This is a genomic window from Rathayibacter sp. Leaf296 (genome assembly GCF_001423045.1).
GTDB classification, from domain to species: Bacteria; Actinomycetota; Actinomycetes; order Actinomycetales; family Microbacteriaceae; genus Rathayibacter; species Rathayibacter caricis.
The window spans coordinates 471799-497739 of the sequence record NZ_LMNR01000002.1 but is presented as its reverse complement, the minus strand read 5'-3'; the positions used below and the strand labels follow the sequence as shown (position 1 = coordinate 497739).

The window sequence follows — 25941 nt, the reverse complement described above, 5'->3', positions numbered from 1 at the left end:
CCCCGGTCGGCGCATGCGCGCAGGGCGCCGTCTCCTCGGAGGCGGCGCCCTTCGCCGTTCCCGGGCCGTGTCTCCGCGGGCCGGGATCCGGCCGGGCTCTAGAATCGGGGCGTGTCCGCTCCTGATCCGCTCGCAGGCCTGCCCGCCCGCGACGTGCCGCCGAGCGAGGTCTCGCTCAGCGAGCTGCTGAGCGACTTCGTCTCGGTCACTCACCGCATCACCCGCCTCGCCGCCCAGGCCACCGACAACCAGGAGTCGCAGGCCGTCTGGCGCACGCTCTCGGTCCTGCTGTCGATGGGCCCGATGCGCCTGGGCGAGCTCGCCTCGCAGAGCCGCGTCTCGCAGCCCACGATGACCAAGATCGTCAAGAACCTCGTCGACAGCGGCTGGCTCGCCCGCATCGCCGATCCGGCCGACGCCCGCGCCTGGCAGATCCAGCTCACCGAGGTCGGCGCCGGCGCCCTCGCGGCCTGGCGCTCCCAGCTGGGCGACGCCCTCACGCCGATCTTCGCCGACCTCGCCCCCGAGGACCGCCGTGTCCTCGAGCGCGCCGTCGAGATCATGCACGAGCGCCTGGTGGTCGGCCCCCGCCTCTGACTCGACGGCGATCGAGCGTCTCGCGCCATCGAGAGCCTTTCCAGAGCAATCCTCATCGCTTTCGCATTTCGAGCGATATCGTCAACTTTGTGAAATCCACGATCCCTTCCCTGTCGCCGATCCTGCGATCCGATCTCCAGGGCGATCTGCTCGCCGAAGTGCTGCTCGACGCTGACCGCGAGAGCACACTCACCGAGCTCGCCGGCCGGATAGGCACGTCCGTCCCCTCGGTGCTCCGCGAGATCGACCGACTCGTCGCGAGCGGCTTCGTTCTCGAGCGCCGATCCGGACGGAACCGGTACGTGCGGTCCAACCCCGACCATCCGCTCGCTGCACCCGTCACGGAGATAGTCGAGTACGCGTACGGGCCGCGAATCGTCCTCGCGCGAGAGTTCGGCTCCGTCTCCGGGATCGATCAGGCGTACATCTACGGGTCCTGGGCTGCGCGCCATTCAGGCGAGTCGGGCCCGGATCCTCGTGACATCGACGTCCTGGTGATCGGTCGACCCGATCGCGCCGGCCTGCTCGACGCCGCGACCGCTGCCGAGGCACGGCTCCGCCGAGAAGTGAACACCCGGACGGTGAATCCTGAGCGGTGGGAGGCCGACGACGATCCGTTCCTGCACGGCGTCCGGCGCAGGCCTCTCGTCCGTCTCGAGCTCCCTGCCGGAGAGGCGCGATGACGCGGATGCTGCACTGGGACAAGGGCCGTGAGGCGATCGACGCCATGCTGGCCCGTCGGCACCTCGAGCAGGTGCCGTCCAATGCCGACCACGCGCAGCGGCTCCTCGCTCAGGCCCGCACGCACATCGCGTCGGCGTCGGCGCTCCGCTCCTCCGACAGCGAACTCGCCTTCTGCGCGGCGTACGACTCCGCGCGGAAGGCCCTCACCGCGCTCCTGGCCGTGCAAGGTCTTCGTCCCACATCCTCCGGCGGGCACGTGGTGGTCTACCGAGCGGCACTCGCGCAGTTCGACCCTCCGCTGGGCGGCACCATCAAGCCGTTCGAGTGGATGAGTCGCACGCGCAACGACGTGGAGTATCCGCGGATGGATGCGCCCGGAGTCGACCCCGACGAAGTGGATGACGCGATCTCCGCTGCCGGGAGCATCGTCGAGATGGTGAGCCGACTCGCTGAGACCATGCCGCCGTACGGAAGGTGAGATCCTCGCGCGTCGGTCCTCCCCGCCCCCGACTCTGGCCGCCGGGCGGCGCGCGCGGCACACTGAGCGGATGCGCATGCGACTCGAGCTCGTCCCCCTGCCCGTCGCCGATGTCGATCGGGCGGTGGCGTTCTACAGCGGCGTCGTCGGGTTCGAGGTCGACCACGACGTCCGGCCGACCGAGGGGATGCGCATCGTGCAGCTGACTCCGCCCGGCTCGGCCTGCTCGGTCGTCCTCGGCACCGGCATGGGCCTGGACCCGGCGGACGGCGTGGTCCGCAACCTCCACCTCGTGGTGGACGACCTCGCCCAGGTCCGCGCCGAGCTCGTGTCCCGCGGGCTCGACGTCAGCGAGGTGCACGACATGGGCGGCGTGCTCTACGCGTACTTCGCCGATCCGGACGGCAACTCGTGGGCGCTGCAGCAGATCGGCGCCGGCGCCCGCCCTCCGGCCTGAACGGTGCTCAGCCCTCGGGCCAATCCACGCGGGCCTGCACCTCGGGGTGCTTGCGGAGCCACGCGGCGATGAACGGGCAGCGGGGGACGACCGTGCCACCCGCGTCCGTCACGGCGGCGACCGCCGCGCGGGCGAGGGCGCTGCCGAGGCCGTGGCCCTCCCAGGCGTCCTCGACGACGGTGTGGGTGAAGACGACGCGGTCGCCGCGGAGGGAGTACACGGCGTAGCCCGCCGTCTCGCCTCCGATCGAGATCTCGAACCTGGACCGCTCGGGGACGTCGCGGACGGTGGGGGAGTCGGAGTCGCTCATGCTCCGATTCTGCCCCTCACGCTCCGATCCGGGCCCCTCGCGGCGCCGAGGTGCTGGTGCGGATCACGAGCGACGCCGGGATCGTGGTGTGGCGGGCCGGGGGAGGAGCCTCCCCGCGGGCCAGCGCGGCCAGGGCCTCGAGGATCAGCTCGACGGCCAGCTCGCCCTGCTGCCGCGGGTCCTGGCGGATCGAGGTGAGGCCGAAGAGGTCGGCGAGCGGATGGTCGTCGATGCCGATGATCGAGACGTCCTCCGGGATCGACAGCCCGAGCTCCCGCGCGGCCAGCACGATGCCGATCGCGATCTCGTCGGACGCGGCGAAGATCGCGGTCGGGCGGGTGCGCGGGTCGCCCAGCACCTGGCGCCCGGCGCGGTGGCCGCCGGGGATGTCGAAGGTGGTGGGGGAGAACGTGCTCTCGTCGAACTCGAGAGACGCCGCCTCGAGGGCCTGGCGGAAGCCGACGAGTCGCTTGGTGTGCACGCGGAAGTCCATCTCCTCCTCCGCGAGCCCGCCGATGTGCACGATGCGCTCGTGCCCGAGCGAGAGCAGGTGCTCGGTGGCGAGGCGCGCGGCCGCGACGTCGTCGATGCTGAAGGTGGGGATGCCGGGGAGCTCGCCGCCGATGCCGACCACGGGCTTCCCCAGCGCGAGGAGCGCCTCCGTCTCGCCGGGCGAGATCTCGAGGGTCACGGCGACGATCGCGTCGACGCGCTTGCGGACGAGGTAGTACTCGAAGACGCTGCGCCGCGCGTCGCGGTGCTTGTCGATGTTGTAGAGCAGCAGGTCGTAGCCGGCCGCCAGGAGGGCGTGCTCGATGCCGTCGATGATGCCGCCGAAGAACCACTGGTTGATCACCGGGATGATCACCGCGACGTTGTTGCTGCGCCCGGTGACCAGGCTCGAGGCGTTCGCCGAGACCACGTAGCCCAGGCTCGCGGCGGCCTTCTCGACCCGCTGCTTCGTCCCCGCCGAGACGTAGCCGCGACCGCTCAGGGCACGCGAGACCGTCGCCTTCGAGACCCCGGCGAGCTCGGCGACCTCTTCGATGCCCGTCACGGCGTACCTCCCGTCCCGTCCGGCGTCGATGCTGGAAACGGTTCCAGGAAGTTATACCCCTTCCGTGGGGTCATCACCATTCCGCATCGACGTCGAGCGCCGTCGTTCCGCGGCGTGATCCGCGGTTCGACGCCAAATCGTTATCTGAGAGAGCGCTCTACCGTGGGCGTTGTGGTTTCATCGAAGTTGTGGAAAGGTTTCCCTCCGTGGGAGCCCTGCCCACGTGAAACCGGTGATCCGCACGGAGGACCTCCCTGCGGCACTCGAGTCTGACGGGCCTCGCCCTCGGCTGAACCACCACTCAATGAGGAGGAACCATGCGGTCATCCCTGCACCGCCGTATCACCCTTCCGGTCGCCGTTCTCGCGGCAGCCGGAATCGCGCTCGCCGGCTGTTCCGGCGCCAGCGACCCCAACGACCCGAACGCCGGTGGCGGCACCGGCAACTCCGTCGGCACGGCCGACGGCGTCGTCAACGTCTACGGCACCATCAACGGTGACGAGGCCACCCTCCTCGAGCAGTCCTGGGCGGACTGGGAGGAGGAGTCGGGCATCGACATCAAGTACACGGGCGACAAGGAGTTCGAGAAGCAGATCGGCATCAAGGTCCAGGGTGGCGACACCCCCGACCTCGCGATCTTCCCCCAGCCGGGACTGCTCGCCGACACCGTCGCCTCCGGCAAGGTCCAGGAGCTGCCCGAGGGCGCCCTGACCAACGTGCAGAACAACTGGTCCGAGGACTGGCAGAAGTACGGCCAGGTGGACGGCACCCAGTACGGCGCTCCGCTGATGGCGAGCGTCAAGGGCTACATCTGGTACTCCCCGGCGAAGTTCGCCGAGTGGGGCGTCTCCGTTCCCACCACGTGGGACGAGATGGAGGCGCTCGGCAAGACGATCGCCGAGAAGACCGGCGGACCGTCCTGGTGCGCGGGCTTCAACTCCGGTGAGGCGTCGGGCTGGCCCGGCACCGACTGGATCGAGGACGCCGTCCTCCGCGAGGCCGGCCCTGACGTGTACGACTCCTGGGTCGCGGGCGACACCCCGTTCACCGACCCCGAGATCAAGGCGGCGTTCGACTCCGTCGGCTCGATCCTCCTCGACCCGACCCTCGTCAACGCGGGCTACGGCGACGTCTCGTCGATCAACTCGACCGCGTTCGGCGACGTCGCGCAGAACATCGCCAACGGCACCTGCGCGCTGACCCACCAGGCGTCCTTCTTCGAGGGCTTCCTGATCTCGGCCGGCGCCGACGTGTCCGAGGACGGCGACGTCTGGGCCTTCCTGACCCCGCCGACCAACGCCGACGACCCCCAGGCCGTCACCGGTGGTGGCGAGATGGTCGCCGCGTTCTCGAACGACGAGGACACCGCGAAGGTCCAGGAGTACCTGGCCAGCGCCGACTGGGCCAACAGCCGCGTCTCGCTCGGCGGAGTCATCTCTGCCAACAAGGGCCTCGACGCCGAGAACGCGGGCAGCGCGATCCTGAAGGACTCGATCGCCATCCTGCAGAGCGAGGACACCACGTTCCGCTTCGACGGCTCGGACCTCATGCCGAAGTCCGTGGGTGCCGACAGCTTCTGGAAGGGCATGGTCGACTGGATCGACGGCTCGAGCACCGATCAGGTCCTCGAGGAGATCCAGGCCGGATACACCTCCTAGCGGCACCGAGGACGAGGGCCGCCGCTCCCTGGGCGGCGGCCCTCGTCCTCGCTAGGCTTCAGCTGAGTTCAGAGTCGCACTCGAAAGGGCGTCCATGTCCGCATTCTTCCAGTGGCTCGCGAGCATCCCCCCGCTCGCGCAGATCCCGATCATCCTCCTCGCGTTCGCGGCAGTCGTCGCGATCATCCTGTTCTTCGTCGAGATCGCGCCCCGGCGCGGCACCGGCTACACGGTCCTGCGTCTCGCGGTCACCGTGCTCCTGCCGGTGGTACTCCTCCTGGCGTTCGGTCTCTACAACTCGGTCATGTGGGTCGCGGTCGTCGCCGCGGTGCTGGGCGGGATCCTGTTCCTGCTCGACTTCCGATCCCGCAAAGGCGCGGGCTACGGGCTCCAGCTGGTCGCGTTCATGGCTCCGGCCGCGTTCTTCATCCTGATCGGCCTGATCTACCCGACGATCACGACCGCGCTCAACGCGTTCATGAAGAACGACGGATCCGGCTTCGCCGGTCTCGACAACTTCATCTGGGTCTTCACGAGCCCCGACGGCGTCACCGCCTTCCTCAACACGGTCGTCTGGGTGCTCCTCGCCCCGATCACCGCGACGGCCATCGGCCTCGCCTACGCCGTGTTCATCGACAAGAGCCGCGGCGAGAAGTTCTTCAAGCTGCTGGTCTTCATGCCGATGGCGATCTCGTTCGTCGGCGCCTCGATCATCTTCAAGTTCTTCTACGACGTGCGCCAGGGCGAGCAGATCGGTGTGCTGAACGGCATCCTGACCGCGTTCGGCGCCACTCCGGTCGACTGGCTGGGCCTGGAGCCGTGGAACACGCTGTTCCTCGTCGTCGTGCTCATCTGGACGCAGGCCGGCTTCGCGATGACGGTGCTCTCCGCCGCCATCAAGGGCGTCCCGTCCGAGCAGCTCGAAGCGGCGTCGCTCGACGGCACCAACGCCTGGCAGTCCTTCTGGAACGTCACGGTGCCGGGCATCCGCTCCTCGATCGTCGTGGTCCTGACGACCATCTCGATCGCGTCCCTGAAGGTCTTCGACATCGTCTCGGCGATGACCGGCGGCCGCTCCGACACGACGGTCCTGGCCTTCGAGATGGTGCGCCAGTTCCAGCTCGGAGCCCGCAGCGGCTACAGCGCGGCCCTCGCGGTCATCCTGTTCCTGCTCGTGCTGCCGATCGTCGTCTACAACGCCCGCCAGCTCGCCAAGCAGAGGGAGATCCGATGAGCGTCACGCCCACTCCGATCCAGGTCCCGGTCGACCGCACCACCGAACGGCGCCTCGCCCGCGGGGAGTCGATGATCGAGACGGCCAGCGGGAAGGTCCGCAAGGCGACCACCTCGCGCGGAGCGACCCTCGCGGCCGCGATCATCGCGGCGATCTGGACGATCCCGACCCTCGGGCTGTTCATCTCGTCGTTCCGCCCCGCGAACGACATCAAGACGACCGGCTGGTGGACGATCTTCGCCAACCCGGGCTTCACGCTCGACAACTACGCGAACGCCATCAACTCGGGCGACAGCCTGACGCTGGGCAAGGCGTTCGTGAACTCGCTCGTCATCACGCTGCCCGCGGCGCTGATCCCGATCACGATCGCGAGCCTTGCGGCCTACGCGTTCGCCTGGATCGACTTCAAGGGCCGCAACACGCTCTTCGTGCTCGTGTTCTCGCTGCAGATCGTGCCGATCCAGATGGCGCTCGTCCCGCTGCTGCAGCTGTTCTCGGACGGCCTGCGCATCGGCAACCTCTACATCCTCCCCGGGCTCGGGGTGAACGGGTTGGACGGCTCGTACGCGAAGGTGTGGATCGCGCACACGATCTTCGCGTTGCCGCTCGCGATCTTCATGCTCCACAACTTCATCTCGGAGATCCCGGGCGAGGTCATCGAGGCGGCGCGCGTGGACGGAGCCGGCCACGGCCAGATCTTCTTCCGCATCGTCCTCCCGCTCTCGGTCCCGGCGATCGCCTCCTTCGGCATCTTCCAGTTCCTCTGGGTCTGGAACGACCTGCTGGTCGCGACCGTCTTCACCTCAGGGCAGGGGCTGCCGATCACGAAGGCGCTGCAGGACCTCTCGGGCTCCTACGGCCAGTCGTGGGAGCTGCTCACGGCGGGCGCGTTCATCTCGATCATCGTGCCGCTCATCGTGTTCTTCGCCCTCCAGCGGTTCTTCGTCCGCGGCCTCCTCGCCGGCGCCACGAAGGGCTGAGCGACCCGCGGCACCGCGATCCGCGGCGTTGTCGTCGTCGGCAGTAGCTCCGCTACAGCTCTCCTCCTCCGCCTTGCGCCTCGCGGCACCGCGCGTCGCTCCACGGCCCGGGACTCCTGCTCAGCAGGGGGCCCGGGCCGTTCGACGTTCCCCGCTGATCGGGCGGATCCAAAAGCACGGATCCGCCCTGGGCGGAAGCGGGAGAAGGTGTCGGCGGCCGGGGTTATGGTCGAGCGATGAGCAGGATGGGCGACGTGGCGGCGAGCGGCGGCATGCGCCCGGGAGCGGTGCGGGGCAGGATCTCGAGCAGCGATCCCGACCGCCAGCGGCGGCAGAACGAGGAGGCCCCGCGGGTCGAGCACCTGCTGCGGCGCATCGCGGATCTGTTCCGCGCGCACCGCGCCAAGTTGACACTCACGGTCGCGCTCGTCCTCGTCGGCGCCGCTCTCACGGTCGTGCCGCCGCTGCTCACCCAGCTCGCCTTCGATCGCGGCCTGTTCCCGCCCGAGGGCACGCCGAACCTGCCTGTCCTGCTCGAGCTCGTCGGCATCATGGTGCTGGTCTGGGTGCTCTCGGCGGTCCTCGGCGTCTGGCAGACGCTCCTCACCGCCACGGTCGGCAACTCCGTGATGGGCGAGCTGCGCATCCGCCTGTTCCGCCACCTGCAGGCGATGGAGCTCGGCTTCTTCACCCGCACGCGCACCGGAGTGATCCAGTCGCGCCTCGCGAACGACGTCGGCGGAGTCGCCTCCGTGCTGACCAACACGGTGTCCAGCGTGCTCGGCAACACCGTCACCGTGATCGCGGCCGTCGTGGCGATGCTGCTGCTGTCGTGGCAGATGACGATCGTCGCTCTCGTGCTCATGCCCGTCCTCGTGGTCGCCCAGCGCCGCGTCGGCCAGGTGCGTGCGCGCATCGCGACGAAGACGCAGGAGTCGCTGTCCGAGATGACCGCGATCACGCAGGAGACGCTGAGCGTCTCCGGCATCCTGCTGGCGAAGAGCTTCGGGCGGCAGGAGTCGGAGGTGTCGCGCTACGCCGACGAGAACGGCCGGCAGATCGATCTGCAGGTGCGCCAGCAGATGTCCGGCCAGTGGTTCTTCGCGACGGTGCAGATCTTCCTCTCGGTGATCCCCGTGGTCGTGTACCTCGCCGCCGCCTGGCTGATCCTCGGCGGCACCACGGTCACCGCGGGCACGGTCGTCGCGTTCACCACCGTGCAGGCCCGGCTCATGTGGCCGCTCCTGGGACTCATGCGCGTCGCCCTCGACCTCCAGACGGCCGGTGCGCTCTTCGCCCGCATCTTCGAGTACCTCGACCTGCGGCCCGCGATCACCGACCGCGCGAACGCCCGCGACGTCGACGGGGAGCTCGGCCGCGTCGAGCTCGACGACGTCGTGTTCCGCTACCCCGACCAGACCGAGGAGGTGCGGCCGACCCTCGACCACGTCTCCGTCTCGATCGCCCCGGGTCAGTTCGTCGCGTTCGTCGGCCCCTCCGGAGCGGGCAAGACGACGATCTCGTACCTCGTGCCCCGCCTGTACGACGTGACCGGCGGCGCCGTGCGCTTCGCCGGCACCGACGTACGCGAGCTGCGCCAGGAGTCGCTCGTCTCGCACATCGGCATCGTCAGCCAGGAGACCTACCTCTTCCACGCGACGATCGGCGACAACCTGCGCTACGCCCGCCCCGACGCGACGCAGGAGGAGCTCGAGTCGGCCGCGCGCGCCGCCAACATCCACGACACGATCGTCTCGTTCCCCGACGGCTACGACACCCTCGTGGGCGAGCGCGGCTACCGCCTCTCAGGCGGCGAGAAGCAGCGGCTCGCCATCGCGCGCGTCCTGCTGAAGGACCCGGCCGTCCTCATCCTCGACGAGGCGACGAGCGCCCTCGACACCGTCTCGGAGCGGATCGTGCAGGCCGCCCTCGACGACGCCTCGCGCGGCCGGACCACCATCGCGATCGCCCACCGCCTCTCGACGGTCGTCTCGGCCGACGTCATCCACGTGGTCGCGGCCGGCACCATCGTCGAGTCGGGCACGCACCGCGAGCTGCTGGCGCTCGACGGGCTCTACGCCTCCCTCTACGCCCAGCAGGCCGAGTCGTCGGTCACCGCCTGAGCGTGGAAGTCGGCCCGCCGAGGTGCCGCGAATCGGCCACTGCGCGGGCTGCGGGCCCCGTTCCGCGTCCACTCGACGCAGCCTGCGCGTGTGAGCAGACGCGAACCGGGTGCTGCCCGTGGTGCGGCCCCCGTTCCGAGTCCACTCGCGTCGAACCACCGCCGGGATCAGGCTCCGGGGCCGGTCACTCGCAGGCGATCCCGTCGCCGTCGCGGTCGAGCTTCCGGCTGTAGCCGGGGTCGCCGGTGCGGATGGGAGCCGCCCCGGCGGCACGGACCGCCGTGCAGTTCTCGTAGTAGGCCGATGCTGCGGCGGGAGCGGGCGCAGCGGCCGCCGGCGCTGCAGGGGCCGGGGCGGGGACGGCGACCACCTGCGCGGCCTCGACTGCTGCTGCGGTCGCCGCCGCTGCCGCGGACTCCAGCTCGGCGATGCGCGTGTCGCGGGAGGCGATCGTCGCCGCGGAGGTCGACGCCTCAGTGGTGAGCGCGTCGATCCTCGACTGCAGACCGGCCGAGGAGGAGGTCGCTTCGGCGAGATCGGACACGGCGGAGGCGAGCTGCTCCTGCTGCTCGGCGAGCACATCCTGAGACTCGACGAGCTGCTCGGCGGTCGAGTCGAGCTGGTCCTGGAGGTCTCCGCGACCGGCGCCCGTGGTGCCGGTGCCCAGCAGGGAGCCCACGGTGAGGGCGCCGACCGACGACCAGACCAACGCCTGGAGCGGGACCGTCCGGCGCTTCTTCTCCGCAGGGCGGCGGGTCGAGGGCACTGGCGCTGGCCACTGGTCGCCGTTGGTCGTGCTGGTCGTCATGGCAGGGCCCCCGTGCGGCTGGTCGTGTGTCCCCGGGAAGCGGGGCCTGCTCACGGTAATTCGCGCCACTGCCGACGACAAGATGGTGGTTCTGCCTAGTGGGCGGTCCCGTCGTGCGGGGGACCCGGCGTCAGGCGGCCGGGCGGTCCTCGAGCATCTGCTCCATCAGCGTGATCTCGGCCTCCTGGGCCTTCACGACGGAGGTGGCGAAGTCGGTCGCGACGCGGTCGCGGCTGCGGGCGAGCAGCGCCTCGGCCATGTCGATCGCTCCGCGGTGGTGCGCGATCATCAGCTCGAGGAACATGCGATCGAGGTCGCGGCCCGACGACGCGGTGAGCGCGCGGATCTGATCGGGGGTCGCGAGGCCGGGCATGCTCGACGGCACGACGCCCTCCTCGGTGCCCATGCCCATCGACGAGTGCTCGTCGGCGGCACCCTCGAGGGTCGGCCGGCCCATCCAGGTCATCGACGGCTCGGGGGAGGCCTGGGGCAGGTCCCACGAGACGAGCCAGCCGAAGAGCTGGCCGGCCTGCTGCTGCTGAGTGAGCAGGATGTCGGTCGAGATCGTCAGGACCTCGCTGTCGGTGCTCCGCTCGTGCGCGATCAGCGCCAGCTCGGCGCCCTGGAGGTGGTGCACCTGCATGTCGCGGGCGAAGCCGGCCTCGGCGCTCGTCGAGGACGGGGTCGCCGTCGGCGCGAACGGGGCGAGCGCTCCGACGACGTAGCCGCCGGCGACGCCCAGGAGGAGGGCGACGACGGCGACCGCGGCGACGAGGACGCGGCCCCGGGTGCTGCCCGCCGCCATCACTGCTTGCCGGGGGCGTCGATGCCCCCGGTGCAGGGTGCTCCGGGCTCGGGGGCGGTCGACGCCTGCCAGAAGCGCTCGACGAAGGCGTCGATGCGCGGGTCCTCGGGGGAGTCGATCGCGACCTGAGCGTCCCAGGCGCTCAGCACGATGGGCGACTCGAGGCCCTCGTACGGCGAGACGACCGTGTAGGTGTCGGGCAGCGCCGCGATCAGCGAGTCGACCTCGCTCTGGGGGAGGGAGGGGTCGTAGGTCGCCCACACGGCGCCGTGCTCGAGGTCGTGCACCGCGTTCTCGTTCGGGACGGGCTGGTCGTAGACGCCGCAGTTCATCCAGACGGCGTTGTGCTGGCCTCCGGCCGGGGGAGTCTGCGGGTACTCGACGGCGCCCGTGACGTGGTCGGCCTCGTTCTCGAAGGTCTGCAGGCCGTCGATGTTGCGCGCCTCGACGATCTGCTGGTTGCCGATCACGGTGACCGCCACGATGCCGCCGATCGCGAGGATCGCGAGGGCCGAGAGCGAGACGATCCAGATGCGGCCGCTCTTCTTCTTGCGCGCCTGCTCGCGCTTGTAGGCCTCGACCTTCTCCTGGCGGGCGCGGTTCTTGGCGGACATCGTGTCTTTGGGCACGGCGGCGTTCTCTCGTTCCATCCGGGGGCGGTCGCGCCGTCGCGCGGCGCAGGCGCCCTGAGAGGCGCTCTCAGAGGATAACGAGACAGGCTCCGGATCGGATCAACGCGATCGGCACCGGGTTCGGCCGGGCGATTCAGCCTGCGAAGGTGAGCCAGAGCAGCAGCGCGTTGAGCACGATGAGGAACACGGCTGCGAGGACCGCCCCCAGTGTCGTGAACCAGCGGTTCGCCTGGTCGCCCATCAGCCGGCGGTCGCGCGTCAGGATCACCAGCGGCACCAGCGCGAAGGGGATGCCGAACGACAGCACCACCTGGCTGAGCACGAGCGCGCGGGTCGGGTCGAAGCCCACGGCGAGCACGACGAGCGCCGGGATCAGCGTCACGAGCCGCCGGGTGACGAGCGGCACCCGCACGTGCAGCAGTCCGTGCATGATCTCGGCTCCGGCGTAGGCGCCGACCGACGTCGAGGCGAGTCCGGAGGCGAGGAGGCCGACCGCGAACAGGGTCGCGATCACGGGGCCCAGCGCCGCTCCGATGGCCGCGTGCGCGCCCTCGAGGCTGTCGGTGCCGGCGACGCCCGCGAGCGAGTGGGCGGCGAGGAGGAGGATCGCGAGGTTCACGGTGCCGGCGATCGCGAGCGCGACGGTGACGTCGATCCGGGTGGCCGTGAGGATCCTCCGGCGGGCGCCGACGCCGTCGACCCGGCCGAAGCGGTCGCGGGCGAGGGCCGAGTGGGCGTAGATGGCGTGCGGCATGACGGTCGCGCCGAGGATCGACGCGGCGAGCAGCACCGACTCCGAGCCCTCGAAGCGCGGCACGAGCCCCGCGACGGCCGAGCCCGCGTCGGGCGGATCGACGACGACTCCGATCGTGAAGCCGACGGCGATGACGACCATGAGTGCCGTGATGACGCGCTCGAACGGGCGCGCGCCTCCGCGGGTCTGGATGAGCAGGAGCGCCAGCGACACCGCTCCGGTCACCAGGCCGCCGACGAGCAGCGGCAGCCCGAACAGCAGGTTCAGCGCGATCGCGCCGCCGATCACCTCGGCCAGGTCGGTCGCCATCGCGACGACCTCGGCCTGCACCCAGTAGGCGCGGCGGCCCCAGCGGCCGCGGAGCCGGTCGCCGAGCAGCTCGGGGAGGCTCCGGCCGGTCATCAGGCCGAGCTTGGCCGAGAGGTACTGGATCAGCCACGCCATCAGGTTGCCCAGGACCACCACCCAGACGAGCAGGTAGCCGAAGCGGGCGCCGGCCGTCATGTTGCTGGCGACGTTGCCGGGATCGAGGTAGGCGACTCCGGCGACCATGGCGGGTCCGAGCAGGCGCAGGAGTCGGCCGTCGGTGCCGCCCCGCGGAACGGCGGCGATCGGAGTGGTCATGCTGGTCCGTTCCGCGCGTCTCGGGGGGTGTCTCGAGCGGGCGTCGAGACGGCCGCGGAGCCCCACGATAGGGCACCCCGAGCACCCGCGTCACGGGGCACGCGCGGGTTCCCGGCGGCGGTTCAGGCGCTCCCGTCACATGCCGAACAGCGGTTGCTACGCTTTTCCCATGACCCTCGATCGAGCCCTGCCAGCACGCCCGGACACCGGGATGGCCTACGCCGACTCGGTGCTGGACCTCATCGGGGACACCCCCCTCGTGAAGCTCGGACCGGTCGCGTCCGGAGTGCGGGCCACCGTGCTCGTGAAGGTGGAGTACCTCAACCCCGGCGGGTCCTCGAAGGACCGCATCGCCACCCGCATCATCGATGCGGCCGAGCGCGACGGCCTGCTGAAGCCCGGCGGCACGATCGTCGAGCCCACGAGCGGCAACACGGGCGTCGGCCTGGCGCTCGTCGCCCAGCAGCGCGGCTACCGCTGCGTCTTCGTCCTGCCCGACAAGGTCGGCGAGGACAAGCGCAACGTGCTCACGGCCTACGGGGCCGAGATCGTCGTCACTCCGACGGCCGTCGAGCCGGACGACCCCGACTCCTACTACTCCGTCTCGGACCGCCTCGCCCGCGAGATCCCCGGCGCCTTCAAGCCCAACCAGTACGCGAACCTCAACGGGCCGCTCAGCCACTACGAGACCACCGGCCCCGAGATCTGGCGCGACACCGCCGGCCGCATCACCCACTTCGTCGCCGGAGTGGGCACGGGCGGCACCATCAGCGGCACCGGCCGGTACCTCAAGGAGGTGTCGGACGGCCGCGTGCAGATCATCGGCGCCGACCCCGAGGGCTCGGTCTACTCGGGCGGCGGCGGGCGCCCCTACCTCACCGAGGGCGTCGGCGAGGACTTCTGGCCCAGCGCCTACGACCCGAGCGTGGTCGACGGCATCATCGCCTCCAGCGACGCCGAGTCGTTCGCGATGACCCGCCGGCTCGCCCGCGAGGAGGGACTGCTCGTGGGCGGCTCGAGCGGGCTGGCCGTGTCGGTCGCGCTCAAGGCGGCCGCCGACCTCGGCCCCGACGACGTGGTCGTCGTGCTGCTGCCCGACGGCGGCCGCGGCTACCTCGGCAAGATCTTCAACGACCGGTGGATGCGCTCCTACGGCTTCCTCGAGCACCGCGAGGAGAGCACCGTCCGCGACGTCCTGCGCGCCCGCGCCGCGAATCCGCAGACCGGCGAGCTGCCCGACCTCGTGCACGCGCATCCGAGCGACACCGTGCGCGACGCGATCGAGATCATGACGACGTACGGCGTCTCGCAGCTGCCGGTGCTCTCGGCCGAGCCGCCCGTCGTGATGGGCGAGGTCGTCGGAGCGGTCGACGAGCGAGAGCTGCTCGACCGCGTCTTCAGCGGCGCCGCCTCCATGACCGACCCGCTCGGCCCCTCCGCCGGCGACCCGCTGACCCTGATCGGCCTCGGCGAGAGCGTCTCGGCCGCCCGGGCCGCGCTCACCGACCGCAGCGCCCTCCTCGTCACCGACGAGGGCAAGCCCGTCGCGGTCATCACGCGGCAGGACCTCCTCTCGTTCGCCAGCGCGTGACCGGCGCACCCCCCTCCCCGACTCCTCTCGACCCGGAAAGCACGCTCATGCCCAAGAAGCAGCACTTCGACACCCGCGCCATCCACGCCGGACAGGAGTTCGACCCCACCACCGGCGCCGTCGTGCCGCCCGTCTACATGACGTCGACCTTCGTCCAGGACGGCATCGGAGGATTCCGCGGCGGCTACGAGTACGCCCGCTCGGCGAACCCGACGCGCGACTCCCTGCAGGAGCTCATCGCCTCGATCGAGGGCGCGGACGTCGCCTACTCGTTCGCGTCGGGCCTCGCGGCCGAGGACACCCTGCTGCGCGCCGCGCTCGCCCCGGGCGACCACATCGTGCTCGGCAACGACGCGTACGGCGGGAGCCACCGGCTGATCGACCGCGTGCACGCTGCGTGGGGCATCCGCAACACGGCCGTCGACATGTCGAACCTGCGCGAGGTGCAGCGCGCGATCGTCCCCGGTGAGACGAAGATGCTGTGGGTCGAGACCCCGTCGAACCCGCTGATGACCATCAGCGACATCGCGGAGCTGGCCGACCTGGCCCACGCGCACGACCTGATCGTCGTCGTCGACAACACCTTCGCCTCCTCCGCTCTGCAGCAGCCGCTGGCGCTGGGCGCCGACGTGGTCGTGCACTCGACCACGAAGTACCTCGGCGGCCACTCGGACGTCGTGGGCGGCGCGCTCGCACTGCGCTCGGGACCCCTCGCCGAGAAGATCGGGTTCCTGCAGTTCGCGGTCGGAGCGATCTCGAGCCCCATGGACGCCTGGCTCACCGTGCGCGGCATCAAGACGCTCGCGATCCGGATGGAGCGGCACTCGGCCAACGCGCAGAAGGTCGCGGAGTTCCTCGCGGAGCACTCCGCGGTGACGGCCGTGCACTACCCGGGGCTGCCGACGCACCCGGGCCACGAGCTGGCGAAGCGCCAGATGTCGGGGTTCGGCGGCATGCTGTCGGTCGTGCTCGCGACGCCCCGCGCCGCGCGGAAGTTCGCCGAGTCGACGGAGCTGTTCCAGCTCGCCGAGTCGCTGGGAGGCGTGGAGTCGCTGATCGGCTACCCGAGCGAGATGACGCACGCGTCGGTCAAAGGCACGCCGCTCGAAGTGTCGGAGTCGCTGGTGCGGCTCTCGGTGGGCATCGAGGACGCGGACGACCTGATCGCGGACCTGTCGGCGGCGCTGCCCAAGCGCTGACGCCGGGGCGCCCGGCCTCTGGCCCGAAGGCGCGGGGGAGTGGCAGGAAGTAGTGGGACGGTGAGATCCGGCCACTGCGAGGATCGGCGTATGACCTCCTCCCCGCGCCGCTTCGTCGACCTCAGCCACACCGTCTCGGACGGCCTCGTCACCTACCCGGGGCTGCCCGCGCCGCGCATCCGGCCGCACCTGACCCGCGAGGCCTCGCGCGCCTCCTACGCCCCGGGCACCGAGTTCGCGCTGGACGTCATCGAGATGATCGGCAACACCGGCACCTACCTCGACAGCCCCTTCCACCGCTACGACGGGGGCACGGACCTCGCGGGCCTCGATCTCGCCACGCTCGTCGACCTCCCGGCGCTCGTGGTGACCGCGCGCGGCGATCGGGCCATCGGGCCGGAGGCGTTCGCCGGACTCGACGTGCGCGGTGCGGCCGTGCTGCTGTCGACCGGCTGGGACGCGCGCTTCGCCACCGCGGAGTACGCGCGCGACGCTCCGTTCCTCACCGAGGACGGTGCGCGGGCGCTCGTGGACGGCGGCGCGGTGCTCGTCGGCATCGACTCGCTGAACATCGACGACACCCAGGGCACCGGGACGCGCCCGGCCCACTCCCTCCTCCTGGGGGCCGGCGTGCACGTCGTCGAGCACCTCACGGGCCTCGACGAGCTGCCCGCCTCCGGGGCGCGCTTCACCGCGGTGCCGCCGAAGGTGAGCGGATTCGGGACCTTCCCGGTGCGCGCGTTCGCCGTGGTCGACGAGCACTGAGCGCCCCGGGGCCTGCCGACGGCTCCCGTTATCCTGGAGCGATGCATCCCGCCCTCGCCGCGCTCGGCCGCCGAGTACGACCTCGCACCCGGCTCGCCGCGCTGGGTCGGAGGGTGCGCCCGAGGACCCGCCTCCTGGCGCTCTCCCGCCGGGTCCGGGCCGTGCCGCGCGGGCTCCGCGAGCGCCGAGCGGCGGCCGTCGCCGCGCGTCCGATCGACCACCCCGCGTCGCTCGCGTTCCGGCTCGAGCTGCTGGCGCTGGACCTCGCGAACCGCTTCTCGCGCCGATCCGTCGTCGACCCGGACGGCGAGGTCGTGGTCACCATGACCACGCACGGCGAGCGCATCCGGCGCGTGCATGTGGCCCTCGAGTCGATCGCCCGCGGCGACGCCAGGCCCGCCCGGCTGGTGCTGTGGCTCGACGACCCGGCGCTCGCCGCCGACCTGCCACCGGCGCTCGAACGGCTGCGCCGACGGGGCCTCGAGGTGCGGCTGGTGGAGGGATACCGGGTGCACACCAAGTACTACCCGCACCTGCTGTCGGGCCGCGCGGGCGAGCGGGACCTCGTCACCTCGGACGACGACATCGTCTACCCGCGCACGTGGCTGCGGGGCCTGCTCGACGCCCGCTCCCGCTACCCGCGCGAGACGGTGCTCTGCTACCGCGCGCACCGAGTCGGCCTCGTCGACGGAGCGGTCGCCCCGTACACGAGCTGGCGCCCGGTCGACGACACCCGCGCGTCCTTCGACGTCTTCGGCACCTCCGTCTCGGGGCAGCTGTTCCCGCGCGCGCTGATGGAGGAGGTCGCGCGGCACGGCGACGCGTTCCGCGAGATCGCTCCCGACGCCGACGACATCTGGCTGCACGTGCGCTCCGTCGACGCCGGCTACCGCATCGCCCAGATCGAGCCCCGCGCTCAGCTGTTCCCCTTCGTCCCGCGCACCCAGCAGACCGGCCTCTACCTCGTGAACTACTGGGACGGCGGCAACGACCGTCAGGCCCGTGCGAGCTACACGGAGGCGGTCACCGCCCGGATCCGCGGGGACGCGACTCCCGATCGGCAGGTGCCCTCCGCATGACCACCGAGACTCCGCCCCTGCGGCTCCTCTTCATCAGCAACCTCTACCCGCCGCAGGTGCTCGGCGGCTACGAGATGACCTGCGCGCGGGTCGCCGAGGCGATGGCGGCGCGCGGCCACACCGTGCGGGTCCTGACCACGCCCACCTACCTCCCGCCCGAGCCCTCCGGCGTCGAGGTGCACCGCACGCTGAGCCTGCGCACGTACTTCCCGCTACCGCGGACGGGCGGCGAGATCGCCCAGCTGATGCACCACGAGAGCGCGGTGTCGCGGTTCGAGAACACGCGGATCCTGCTCGAGGAGCTGCGCGACTTCGCTCCGACGCACGTCGTCGCCTTCAACCTGATCGGACTGGGCGGGCTCGCGCTGATCGACCTGCTGCGCGCGGTCGACGCGAGCTGGATGTGGAACCTGGGCGACCGGGTGCCGAACCAGCTCGTCGACGGACTGCCCGAGCGGGTGCTCGCCGTCTACGGAGCAGATGATCCGCTGCACTTCGCGCGCGGCGAGATCGTGGCGGTCAGCTCGGCCCTGGTCGAGGCGATCGAGGCCGGCGGACGGCCGCTCGGCGACGTCGAGGTGATCGGCCGCGGAGTGAGTGTGCCGCCGGACACTGGCGCCGAGCGCACCTACCGCGACGGCGGGATCACGCGCTTCACCTTCGCCGCGTCGCTCGGCGAGCACAAGGGCGTCGACCTGGTGCTCGAGGCGGCCGCGGCGCTGGCCGCTGAGACGCGCGACTTCCGGGTCGACCTGTACGGCGACGGCGACGTCGAGGGCTACCGAGCCCGGGCCGCCGAGGCGGGACTCGACGGCCTCGTCGAGTTCCACGGCGCCCGCCCGCGCGAGGAGGTGCTCGCCGCGCACGGGCGGGCCGACGCGTTCCTGTTCCCGACCTGGTCGGGCGAGGCGTTCGGCGTCGCTCCCGTCGAGGCGGCCGCCGCGGGCTGCGTGCCGATCGTGACCGGGACGAGCGGAGTGGCCGAGTTCCTGATCGACGGCGTGGACTGCCTGAAGATCACCCGCTCGGCCGACTCCCTGCTCGCCGCGATGCGCGACGTGGTCACGGGAGCGGTCGATCTGGAGGCCCTGGGCCGCCGCGGACGGGCGACGGCGCGCGGTCCGCTCTCGTTCGAGCGGTCGGTCGAGCTGATCGAGCGCTCGCTCGTGCGCCGCACGAGACCGGGCGACCTCGCGGAGCGCACCGCCGACACCGGCCTCGAGGCCGCCATCATGGACAAGGACCGCCGGGCGATGGATCTGCTCCACCGCCGGCTCTCCGGACGGGACGACGACGATGACCAGTGACGACCAGTACCGGGAGGCCCCCGGCTCCGTCCCGACGAAGCTCGGCCGGGGCGGACTCGCCCTGCGCGAGGCCGTGCACCGCCTCGTGGCGCCGTACTTCGAGCAGGCGCGGCTGCGCACCGAGGAGGTCCGCGCCGAGACGGCCGCACTGCGCGACGAGCTGGCGGCGGTCCGGAGCGAGCTCGGCGGGCTCCGCGACGAGCTCGCGGCGCTGCGGGCCTCCTCCGACGATCTCCGCGGTGCTCTCGCCGAGGCGCGGAGCTCGGCGGACGAGGCGGCCGAGGAGCAGGCTCGGCGCCACGATGCGAGCGAGCGCGGCGCGGCCGAGATCGAGGAGCGGCTGCGCGGTGCGGAGCTGGAGTTGCGGGCCGTCACCCGCCGCCTGGCCGAGGCGGTCGACGCGGGGCTCTGAGCCCTCAGGCCGGCACGGCCGTGCGCGCGAGCAGCTCGGCGATGCGGCCGGTGCAGCCGCCGCAGCCGGTGCCGGCCCGGGTCGCCGTGCCGATGCACGCGACCGTGTCGTGGCCGGCGGCCGCCGCCTCCGTGATGGTGCCGGCCGAGACGCCGTTGCACCAGCAGACGGTGGCGTCCGGAGCGAACGGGTCGCCGGTCGGGGCGGCTCCCGCATCCGGGGCGTCGAGCCGCAGCAGGCTCGAGCGGTCGGCGGGCAGCTCGGAGCCGCGCTCGAACAGCAGGGTCAGCTCGGCGCCCACGCGCGGCAGGCCGACCGAGACGAAGCCGCGCAGCACGCCGCCGACCGTCACGAGCTTCGCGTAGCCGCCGCGAGCGGGGTCGGCCCAGACGGTCACCTCGGCGTGGTCGCCGCACGAGGCGGAGTGGGGTGCCGCGTCCCACGGCTCGGGGGTCGGGTCGCCGCCCGCCACGAGGTCGACGCCCTCGGCCTTCAGCATGACCACGGCCTGGCGGGCCTCGGGCACGCGCTCGTCGGCCGCGCGCCCGGACGCCTCGGCGGTGATGCGGGCGGCGAGGCGGTCGGCCTGCTGCCACCCGGGTCCGATCAGTCCGCTGGGCCCGCCCTCGACGCGGCCGTCGGGCAGAGCGGAGCCGCGCGGAGCGACGTGCGCGCAGTCGCCGATCGCGTAGACGTCCGGGTCGCTCCAGCTGCGCTGGTGCTCGTCGACGAGGATCCCGGTGGAGACCGCGAGGTCGGCGCTCGCCGCGAGCTCGGTGCGCGCGCCGACTCCGCAGGACAGCACGAGCAGGTCGCCCTCGATCTGCTTGCCGTCGGCGCAGACGAGCGCCTGGAAGTGCGCGCGGCCGAGGTCGTCGTGCGCGAGCAGGATGCTCTCGGAGCGGGCGTGCGACACCATGTCGACGCCGGCTGCGCGAGCCGCCGAGGCGAGCATCCGCCCGCCGCCGTGATCGAGGTTGCGCCCCATGGGGATGTCGCCGTGGTAGACCACGACGACCTCTGCGCCCTGCTCGGCGGCGGCGAGCGCGAACTCCACTCCCAGCACCCCCGCGCCCAGCACGACGATGCGCGAGCCGGTACGGACCGCCTCGCGGACGACGTGCGCGTCGGCGAGGTCGCGGAGCGCGACGACGCGGTCGGGCAGCGGACTCGCGCCCTGATCGAGGGTCTCGGGGGAGGCGGAGCGCACCCGGCGGTCGCGGCGCGAGCGCTCCATTCCGGCGAGGGTGGGCACGTTCGCGCGCGCGCCGGTCGCGAAGACGAGCCGGTCGTAGGCGAGCCGCTCGTCGTCGTGGAGGCGCACGACGTTCCGCGCCCGGTCGAGGCCGACGGCGGCCGCTCCGAGGTGGAAGACGACGCCCGCCTCCTCCGCCGTCGCCCGGTCGCCGAGGTCGAGGCGCTCGCGCGCAGCCCGGCCGACGGCGTACTCGGCGAGCAGCACCCGGTTGTACGCGTCCTCGGGCTCGGCGCCGACGACCGTCAGGGCGACGGATCCGGCGCGGACGGCGGGCAGCAGCTCCTCGACGAAGCGCGCGCCGACGGGGCCGTAGCCCAGGAGCACCACGCGCTCGGGGGTCTCAGACGGCATCGGCCACTCCTTCCGCGCGGACCCAGACGCGGGTGCGCTTGAACTCCGGCATGGACGAGATCGGATCGACGACCGCTTCCGTCAGCAGATTGGCGCACTGGCGCCCCGCGTAGTGGAAGGGCAGGAACACCGTGTCGTGGCGGATGTCGGCGGTGACGCTCGCGCGGGCGGTGACGACTCCGCGCGCGTTGCCGATCGAGACGGGGGCGCCGTCGCGCACGCCGAGTCGCGAGGCGGTGGCCGGGTGGATCTCGAGCCGCGCCTCCGGCCGCGCGGCGTCGAGCTCGGCGACCCGGCGGGTCTGCGTGCCCGACTGGTACTGCTGCAGATAGCGACCGGTGATCAGCGTCAGCTCGTCGCCGCGGTCGACGACGGAGCGATCGGCGGCCGAGACCGCGACCATCCGCGCGCGGCCGTCGGGGTGTCCGAAGCGCTCGCCGAAGAGGCGGGGCGTGCCGGTGCTGCCGACGGGGTAGGGCCAGTAGGCCTCCGCCCCCGTGTCGAGCAGGGCGTGCGAGAGCCCGGAGTAGTCGGCCGGGCCGCCGGCGGAGGCGCGCGCCAGCTCGTCGAACACCTCCGACGGCACGGTCGACCAGGTCGAGGGCGCGTCGAGGCGGCGGGCGAGCTCGCTCAGGATCCAGAGCTCGCTGCGGACGCCCGACGGCGGCTCGAGGGCGCGGCGGCGGCGCAGCACACGGCCCTCGAGCGAGGTCATGGTGCCCTCCTCCTCCGCCCACTGCGGCACGGGGAGGACGATGTCGGCGAGCGCCGCCGTCTCGGAGAGGAAGAAGTCGCAGACCACGAGGGTGTCGAGCGCCTCGAGCCCCGCCCGCACCGCGTCGACGTCGGGCGCCGAGACGACCACGTTCGAGCCGTGCACGAGAAGGCAGCGGACGGAGCGGCCGAGCTCGCCCAGCAGCGCGACGGCCGGCAGTCCGGGCCCCGGGATCGACGCCTCGTCGACTCCCCAGACGCCGGCGACGTGGCGGCGCGCCTCCGGGTCGCGGATCGAGCGGTAGCCGGGCAGCTGGTCGGCCTTCTGGCCGTGCTCGCGGCCACCCTGCCCGTTGCCCTGACCGGTGAGGGTGCCGTAGCCCGAGCCGGGGCGGCCGACGAGGCCCAGGATCAGGGCCAGATTGATCGCCGCGGTGGCGGTGTCGGTGCCGTCGACGTGCTGCTCGACTCCGCGGCCGGTGAGCACGTAGGAGCGGCCCTCGGCGAGTCGCCGCGCGGTACGGAGCAGCAGCTCGACCGGCACGCCGGTGACGGAGGAGGTGCGCTCCGGCCACCACGACGCGACGCTGCGGCGGACCGCGTCGAAGCCGGTCGTCCGCGTGTCGAGGTACTCCGCGTCGGCGAGCCCCTCCGCGAGCACGAGGTGGGTGAGCCCCAGCAGCAGGGCCAGGTCGGTTCCGGGAGCCGGCTGCAGGTGCGTTCCCGCACCGTCCTCGGTGAGGCGGGCGGTGGCGGAGCGGCGCGGATCGACGACCACGAGCCCGCCGCGCGAGCGCGCTCCGGCGAGGTGCGCGAGGAACGGCGGCATGGTCGCCGCGACGTTCGAGCCGAGCAGGAGGATCGTGTCGGCCTCGTCGAGATCGGCCACCGGGAACGGGAGTCCGCGATCGACTCCGAACGCCCGGTTGCCGGCCGCCGCGGCCGAGGACATGCAGAACCGGCCGTTGTAGTCGATCCGCGAGGTGCCGAGGGCGATGCGGGCGAACTTGCCCAGCTGGTACGCCTTCTCGTTGGTGAGACCGCCGCCGCCGAAGACCGCGACCGCGTCGGCGCCGTCGCGGACGCGGGTCGACACGACCGCCTCCGCCACGGCGTCCAGCGCCCGCTCCCACGTCACCTCGGCGAAGGAGCCGTCCGCGCCGCGCATCAGCGGTGCCCGCAGCCGCTGCCCGCTCGCGAGCAGCTCGGCCGACGTCCAGCCCTTGGCGCACAGCCCGCCCCGGTTGGTCGGGAACTCCCGCCCGGCGACGGCGATCGGCGTCGGTGCGTCGACCGGCGTCAGCGTCATCGCGCACTGCAGCGCGCAGTAGGGGCAGTGGGAGTCGACGCCCGCGGGGGCGGACGGTGCGGCGGCGGTCTCCATGCCTAGATCCTGGTCCCCGTCGTCGCGGCGAGGCGGAGGTAGACGCCCGCCGTGATCGCGAGCATCACCGCGTAGGCGCCCACGAACCAGCCCAGGGCCGTCGTGTAGTCGCCGAACTCGGTCTTCGAGAAGCCCAGGAGCTGCGGGATGACGAAGCCGCCGTAGGCGCCGATGGCCGAGATGAGCCCGAGGGCGGCGGCCGCCTTGCGCTGGGCGCCGACGCCGTCGCTGCCCGACTGCCGGGCACGGAGCGCGAACACGGTGGGGATCATCCGGTAGGTCGCCCCGTTGCCGATGCCCGCCGCGGCGAACAGCACGAGGAAGCCGAGGAGGAACAGCCAGAAGCTGCCCAGCGGGAGCGTCGCGATGACTCCGACGATGCCGGCGCCCATCGCGATGAACGCGACGATCGTGACCGGCGCCCCGCCGAAGCGGTCGGCGAGGCGGCCGCCGTAGGGGCGGGAGAGCGAGCCGACGAGGGCGCCGAGGAACGCGAGCGTGAGGGTCGCGGAGCCGACGGCGAAGGTCGAGTACTCGGGGAACGTGTCGGCGATGAGCTTGGGGAACACCCCGGCGAAGCCGATGAAGGAGCCGAAGGTGCCGATGTAGAGCACGGCCAGGATCCACAGGTGCGGCTCGCGCAGAGCGGCGAGGGAGGCGGCGACGTCGGCCTTGGCGGCCCCGAGGTTGTCCATCCGCTTGTACGCGCCGATCATGGCGACGACGATCAGGGGCACCCAGATCCAGCCCGCGAGCGGCAGGTTGACGGTCGCCGCGGCGCCGATCGTGATGGCGATCGGCACGATCAGCTGCGCGACGGCCGCGCCCAGGTTGCCTCCCGCGGCGTTGAGCCCGAGTGCGTAGCCCTTCTGGGCGTGCGGGTAGAAGAAGGTGATGTTCGCCATGGAGCTGGCGAAGTTGCCGCCGCCGAAGCCGGCGAGCGCCGCGATGAGCAGCATCACTCCGAACGGCGTCTCGGGGTTCCCGACCGCGAGCGCGAGCCCGATGCTCGGGATGAGGAGGAGGCCGGCCGAGACGATGGTCCAGTTGCGCCCGCCGAAGCGGGGGACCATGAAGGTGTAGGGGATCCGGAGCGTCGCCCCGACCAGGCTCGGCATCGAGATGAGCCAGAAGATCTCGCCGGTGGTGAAGTCGAAGCCCGCCGCGGGCAGCTGCACCACGACGACCGACCAGAGCTGCCAGACGACGAAGCCGAGGAACTCGGCGAAGATCGACCAGCGCAGGTTGCGGCCGGCGACCGAGCGCCCCTCCGCCTCCCACTGCGCGGGGTCCTCGGGGTTCCAGCCGTCGATCCAGCGGCCGGGTCGGCGGGTGATGCCGGAGCCGGGAGCGGCGGTGGCGGGGGCGGTGGTCGGCGGTGCAGCAGTCATCGTGGTCCTCCGGGGAAGGGTCGGCGCGCGCGGGGGCGCGCTCGGGAAGGGGAGGTGGAGCGGTGGTGGTGCGGGGAGAGCGGAGCGCTCAGGCGTGGCGCCCGAACAGCTCCGAGACGATGTCGACGAGCTCGCGCGCGGGCGGATCGACGGCGGTGAGAAGAGGAGCGGACGCGACGTCGGCGCCCGCGGAGGCGGCCAGACCGGCGAAGTAGCCGGGGGCCAGGAGGTAGGTCGAGACGACGACGCGCGCCCCGGGGTGCGCCGAGCGCTCGGCGGTGACCGCGTCCGCGACGCGCGGCTCGGCGGCCGAGATGAACGAGACGCTCACCTCGCGGCCGAGCTCGGCGGCGAGCAGGCGCCCGGTGGTCCAGCAGTCGGCGACCGCCCCGGCATCGCTGGAGCCGGCGGCGGCGAGCACGATCCGGTCGCCCTCGCCCAGGCCCGCTTCGTGCAGGCGGCGGGCGAGGACCGTCGCGAGCCGCGGATCCGGCCCGAGCGCGCCGGTGACCCGCACGGGTCGCTCCGCCTCGGCCGCGGCCTCGGCGAGGTCGACGTGCACGTGGTAGCCGGCGCTGAGCAGCAGCGGCACGACGACCGCGGGGCGGCCGGGCTCGAGCGTTGCGAGGGTCTCGGGCACGTCCGGCTGCTGCACGTCCACGAAGGAGTCGAGCACGTCGAGCGCCGGGTTCGCGGTCCGCACCGCGTCGACCAGCGCGGCGACGGCGCGGCGGCCGTCGTCGTCCGAGGTGCCGTGCGAGGCGGCGACGAGGGCGGTCCGCTGGGCCACCTCGATCACGCCGTCCGACTCCCGCACGCTCCACGTCGCGAGGTGCAGCGACTCGGAGGTGTAGCAGCGGCCGGTCTCGAGGTCGAAGACGTCCTTGTGCAGCGGCGAGGCGATGGTGGCGCGTTGCACGCCGTCGACGTTCCGCGAGCCGACGATGCCGCGGGAGAGCACGGCGGCCCCCGTCGCGGGGTCGAGGTTCGAGACGGCGAAGACGCGTCCGTCGGGGAGGAGGAAGAGGGCGAGCTGGACGCCGCCGACGAGCGCGGCCTCGCCCCAGAGCGGCTCGAGCTCGAGGCGGTTGCAGACGGGGACCCAGGTCGTGGTCGACGAGGGGGAGCGGGTCAGGTCGAGGAGTGTCATGGTCCCGCCTTCTCGATCGAGGGTGCCGCACCCGGTCGGAGGCGGTGAAGGACACGGTAGGGACCCCGCGTTTCAGCCGATGACGCCTGCGGTGTCCCGGGCGTAACGAAGCTCTCACGACCGCCCACCGGCACCGTGA

24 protein-coding genes are annotated in these 25941 nt (G+C 72.1%); 14 read left to right on the top strand and 10 right to left on the bottom strand.

What is annotated here, in order from left to right; genetic code table 11:
* Window positions 1-111: 111 nt before the first annotated feature.
* From ASF46_RS12505 to ASF46_RS12490, 4 genes are all read left to right on the top strand, one after another.
* Complete coding sequence (locus ASF46_RS12505; RefSeq protein ID WP_235576942.1) at window positions 112-597, top strand: MarR family winged helix-turn-helix transcriptional regulator; 486 nt, start codon at window positions 112-114, stop codon at window positions 595-597.
* A gap of 89 nt (window positions 598-686) precedes the next feature.
* Window positions 687-1280, top strand: coding sequence for a winged helix-turn-helix domain-containing protein (locus ASF46_RS12500; RefSeq protein ID WP_200919712.1), 594 nt, complete (start codon window positions 687-689; stop codon window positions 1278-1280).
* Window positions 1277-1759, top strand: coding sequence for a HEPN domain-containing protein (locus tag ASF46_RS12495; RefSeq protein WP_082485469.1), 483 nt, complete (start codon window positions 1277-1279; stop codon window positions 1757-1759). Before ASF46_RS12500 ends, ASF46_RS12495 begins: the two co-directional genes overlap by 4 nt.
* A 70-nt stretch (window positions 1760-1829) precedes the next feature.
* On the top strand, window positions 1830-2216 hold the full coding sequence (locus ASF46_RS12490; RefSeq protein WP_056867885.1) for a VOC family protein: 387 nt from the start codon (window positions 1830-1832) through the stop codon (window positions 2214-2216).
* Between the two features lie 7 nt (window positions 2217-2223).
* Here ASF46_RS12490 and ASF46_RS12485 read toward each other — a convergent pair whose 3' ends face one another.
* Together ASF46_RS12485 and ASF46_RS12480 are read right to left on the bottom strand one after the other, a co-directional pair.
* On the bottom strand, window positions 2224-2526 hold the full coding sequence (locus tag ASF46_RS12485) for a GNAT family N-acetyltransferase (RefSeq protein ID WP_056867884.1): 303 nt from the start codon (window positions 2524-2526) through the stop codon (window positions 2224-2226).
* A gap of 16 nt (window positions 2527-2542) precedes the next feature.
* A complete protein-coding gene (locus ASF46_RS12480) occupies window positions 2543-3583 on the bottom strand; it encodes a LacI family DNA-binding transcriptional regulator (protein ID WP_056867883.1) in 1041 nt (346 codons plus the stop codon).
* Between the two features lie 317 nt (window positions 3584-3900).
* On the opposite strand from ASF46_RS12480, the gene ASF46_RS12475 reads away from it, so the two are divergent.
* The 4 genes from ASF46_RS12475 to ASF46_RS12460 all read left to right on the top strand — a co-directional run bounded on the left by ASF46_RS12475 (window position 3901) and on the right by ASF46_RS12460 (window position 9578).
* Window positions 3901-5241 (top strand): ABC transporter substrate-binding protein, encoded by a 1341-nt coding sequence (locus tag ASF46_RS12475; protein ID WP_056867882.1) that lies wholly within the window; start codon window positions 3901-3903, stop codon window positions 5239-5241.
* A gap of 94 nt (window positions 5242-5335) precedes the next feature.
* Window positions 5336-6475, top strand: coding sequence for a carbohydrate ABC transporter permease (locus tag ASF46_RS12470; RefSeq protein WP_055791034.1), 1140 nt, complete (start codon window positions 5336-5338; stop codon window positions 6473-6475).
* Window positions 6472-7455, top strand: a complete 984-nt coding sequence (locus ASF46_RS12465) for a carbohydrate ABC transporter permease (protein WP_056867881.1) — start codon at window positions 6472-6474, stop codon at window positions 7453-7455. Before ASF46_RS12470 ends, ASF46_RS12465 begins: the two co-directional genes overlap by 4 nt.
* A 245-nt stretch (window positions 7456-7700) precedes the next feature.
* Entirely contained in the window at window positions 7701-9578 is a 1878-nt protein-coding gene (locus ASF46_RS12460) for an ABC transporter ATP-binding protein (protein WP_056867880.1), read from the top strand.
* 184 nt (window positions 9579-9762) lie between these two features.
* On the opposite strand, the gene ASF46_RS19590 is transcribed toward ASF46_RS12460, so the two are convergent.
* The 4 genes from ASF46_RS19590 to ASF46_RS12440 all read right to left on the bottom strand — a co-directional run bounded on the left by ASF46_RS19590 (window position 9763) and on the right by ASF46_RS12440 (window position 13201).
* Complete coding sequence (locus tag ASF46_RS19590) at window positions 9763-10386, bottom strand: excalibur calcium-binding domain-containing protein (RefSeq protein WP_200919711.1); 624 nt, start codon at window positions 10384-10386, stop codon at window positions 9763-9765.
* Window positions 10387-10516: 130 nt separating this feature from the next.
* On the bottom strand, window positions 10517-11191 hold the full coding sequence (locus tag ASF46_RS12450; RefSeq protein ID WP_056867878.1) for a DUF305 domain-containing protein: 675 nt from the start codon (window positions 11189-11191) through the stop codon (window positions 10517-10519).
* The gene (locus ASF46_RS12445) at window positions 11191-11820 is read right to left on the bottom strand and encodes a DUF3105 domain-containing protein (protein ID WP_235576941.1); all 630 of its coding nucleotides are present in this window, start codon (window positions 11818-11820) and stop codon (window positions 11191-11193) included. Before ASF46_RS12445 ends, ASF46_RS12450 begins: the two co-directional genes overlap by 1 nt.
* A gap of 136 nt (window positions 11821-11956) precedes the next feature.
* The gene (locus tag ASF46_RS12440; protein ID WP_056867876.1) at window positions 11957-13201 is read right to left on the bottom strand and encodes an Nramp family divalent metal transporter; all 1245 of its coding nucleotides are present in this window, start codon (window positions 13199-13201) and stop codon (window positions 11957-11959) included.
* 211 nt (window positions 13202-13412) lie between these two features.
* Here ASF46_RS12440 and ASF46_RS12435 point away from each other — a divergent pair, with 211 nt between their 5' ends.
* The 6 genes from ASF46_RS12435 (at window position 13413) to ASF46_RS12410 (ending at window position 19554) form a co-directional block, all read left to right on the top strand.
* Complete coding sequence (locus ASF46_RS12435; protein ID WP_055791051.1) at window positions 13413-14792, top strand: cystathionine beta-synthase; 1380 nt, start codon at window positions 13413-13415, stop codon at window positions 14790-14792.
* Window positions 14793-14839: 47 nt separating this feature from the next.
* Window positions 14840-15991 (top strand): cystathionine gamma-synthase, encoded by a 1152-nt coding sequence (locus tag ASF46_RS12430; RefSeq protein ID WP_056867875.1) that lies wholly within the window; start codon window positions 14840-14842, stop codon window positions 15989-15991.
* A gap of 90 nt (window positions 15992-16081) precedes the next feature.
* Window positions 16082-16756: a cyclase family protein gene (locus ASF46_RS12425; RefSeq protein WP_056867874.1), complete on the top strand. Its 675-nt coding sequence runs from the start codon at window positions 16082-16084 to the stop codon at window positions 16754-16756.
* A gap of 41 nt (window positions 16757-16797) precedes the next feature.
* Window positions 16798-17835 (top strand): glycosyltransferase, encoded by a 1038-nt coding sequence (locus tag ASF46_RS12420; RefSeq protein WP_157602490.1) that lies wholly within the window; start codon window positions 16798-16800, stop codon window positions 17833-17835.
* Window positions 17832-19142: a glycosyltransferase family 4 protein gene (locus ASF46_RS12415; protein ID WP_056867872.1), complete on the top strand. Its 1311-nt coding sequence runs from the start codon at window positions 17832-17834 to the stop codon at window positions 19140-19142. The genes ASF46_RS12420 and ASF46_RS12415 overlap by 4 nt, the downstream gene beginning before the upstream one ends.
* Window positions 19132-19554, top strand: a complete 423-nt coding sequence (locus ASF46_RS12410) for a hypothetical protein (RefSeq protein ID WP_056867871.1) — start codon at window positions 19132-19134, stop codon at window positions 19552-19554. The genes ASF46_RS12415 and ASF46_RS12410 overlap by 11 nt, the downstream gene beginning before the upstream one ends.
* A gap of 4 nt (window positions 19555-19558) precedes the next feature.
* Here ASF46_RS12410 and ASF46_RS12405 read toward each other — a convergent pair whose 3' ends face one another.
* From ASF46_RS12405 to nirD, 4 genes are all read right to left on the bottom strand, one after another.
* Window positions 19559-21163 (bottom strand): FAD-dependent oxidoreductase, encoded by a 1605-nt coding sequence (locus ASF46_RS12405; RefSeq protein WP_056867870.1) that lies wholly within the window; start codon window positions 21161-21163, stop codon window positions 19559-19561.
* Window positions 21153-23261 (bottom strand): molybdopterin oxidoreductase family protein, encoded by a 2109-nt coding sequence (locus ASF46_RS12400; protein WP_056867869.1) that lies wholly within the window; start codon window positions 23259-23261, stop codon window positions 21153-21155. Before ASF46_RS12400 ends, ASF46_RS12405 begins: the two co-directional genes overlap by 11 nt.
* Before the next feature lie 2 nt (window positions 23262-23263).
* A complete protein-coding gene (locus ASF46_RS12395; RefSeq protein ID WP_056867868.1) occupies window positions 23264-24652 on the bottom strand; it encodes an MFS transporter in 1389 nt (462 codons plus the stop codon).
* 88 nt (window positions 24653-24740) lie between these two features.
* Complete coding sequence (gene nirD / locus ASF46_RS12390) at window positions 24741-25802, bottom strand: nitrite reductase small subunit NirD (RefSeq protein ID WP_082485468.1); 1062 nt, start codon at window positions 25800-25802, stop codon at window positions 24741-24743.
* Window positions 25803-25941: the final 139 nt, after the last annotated feature.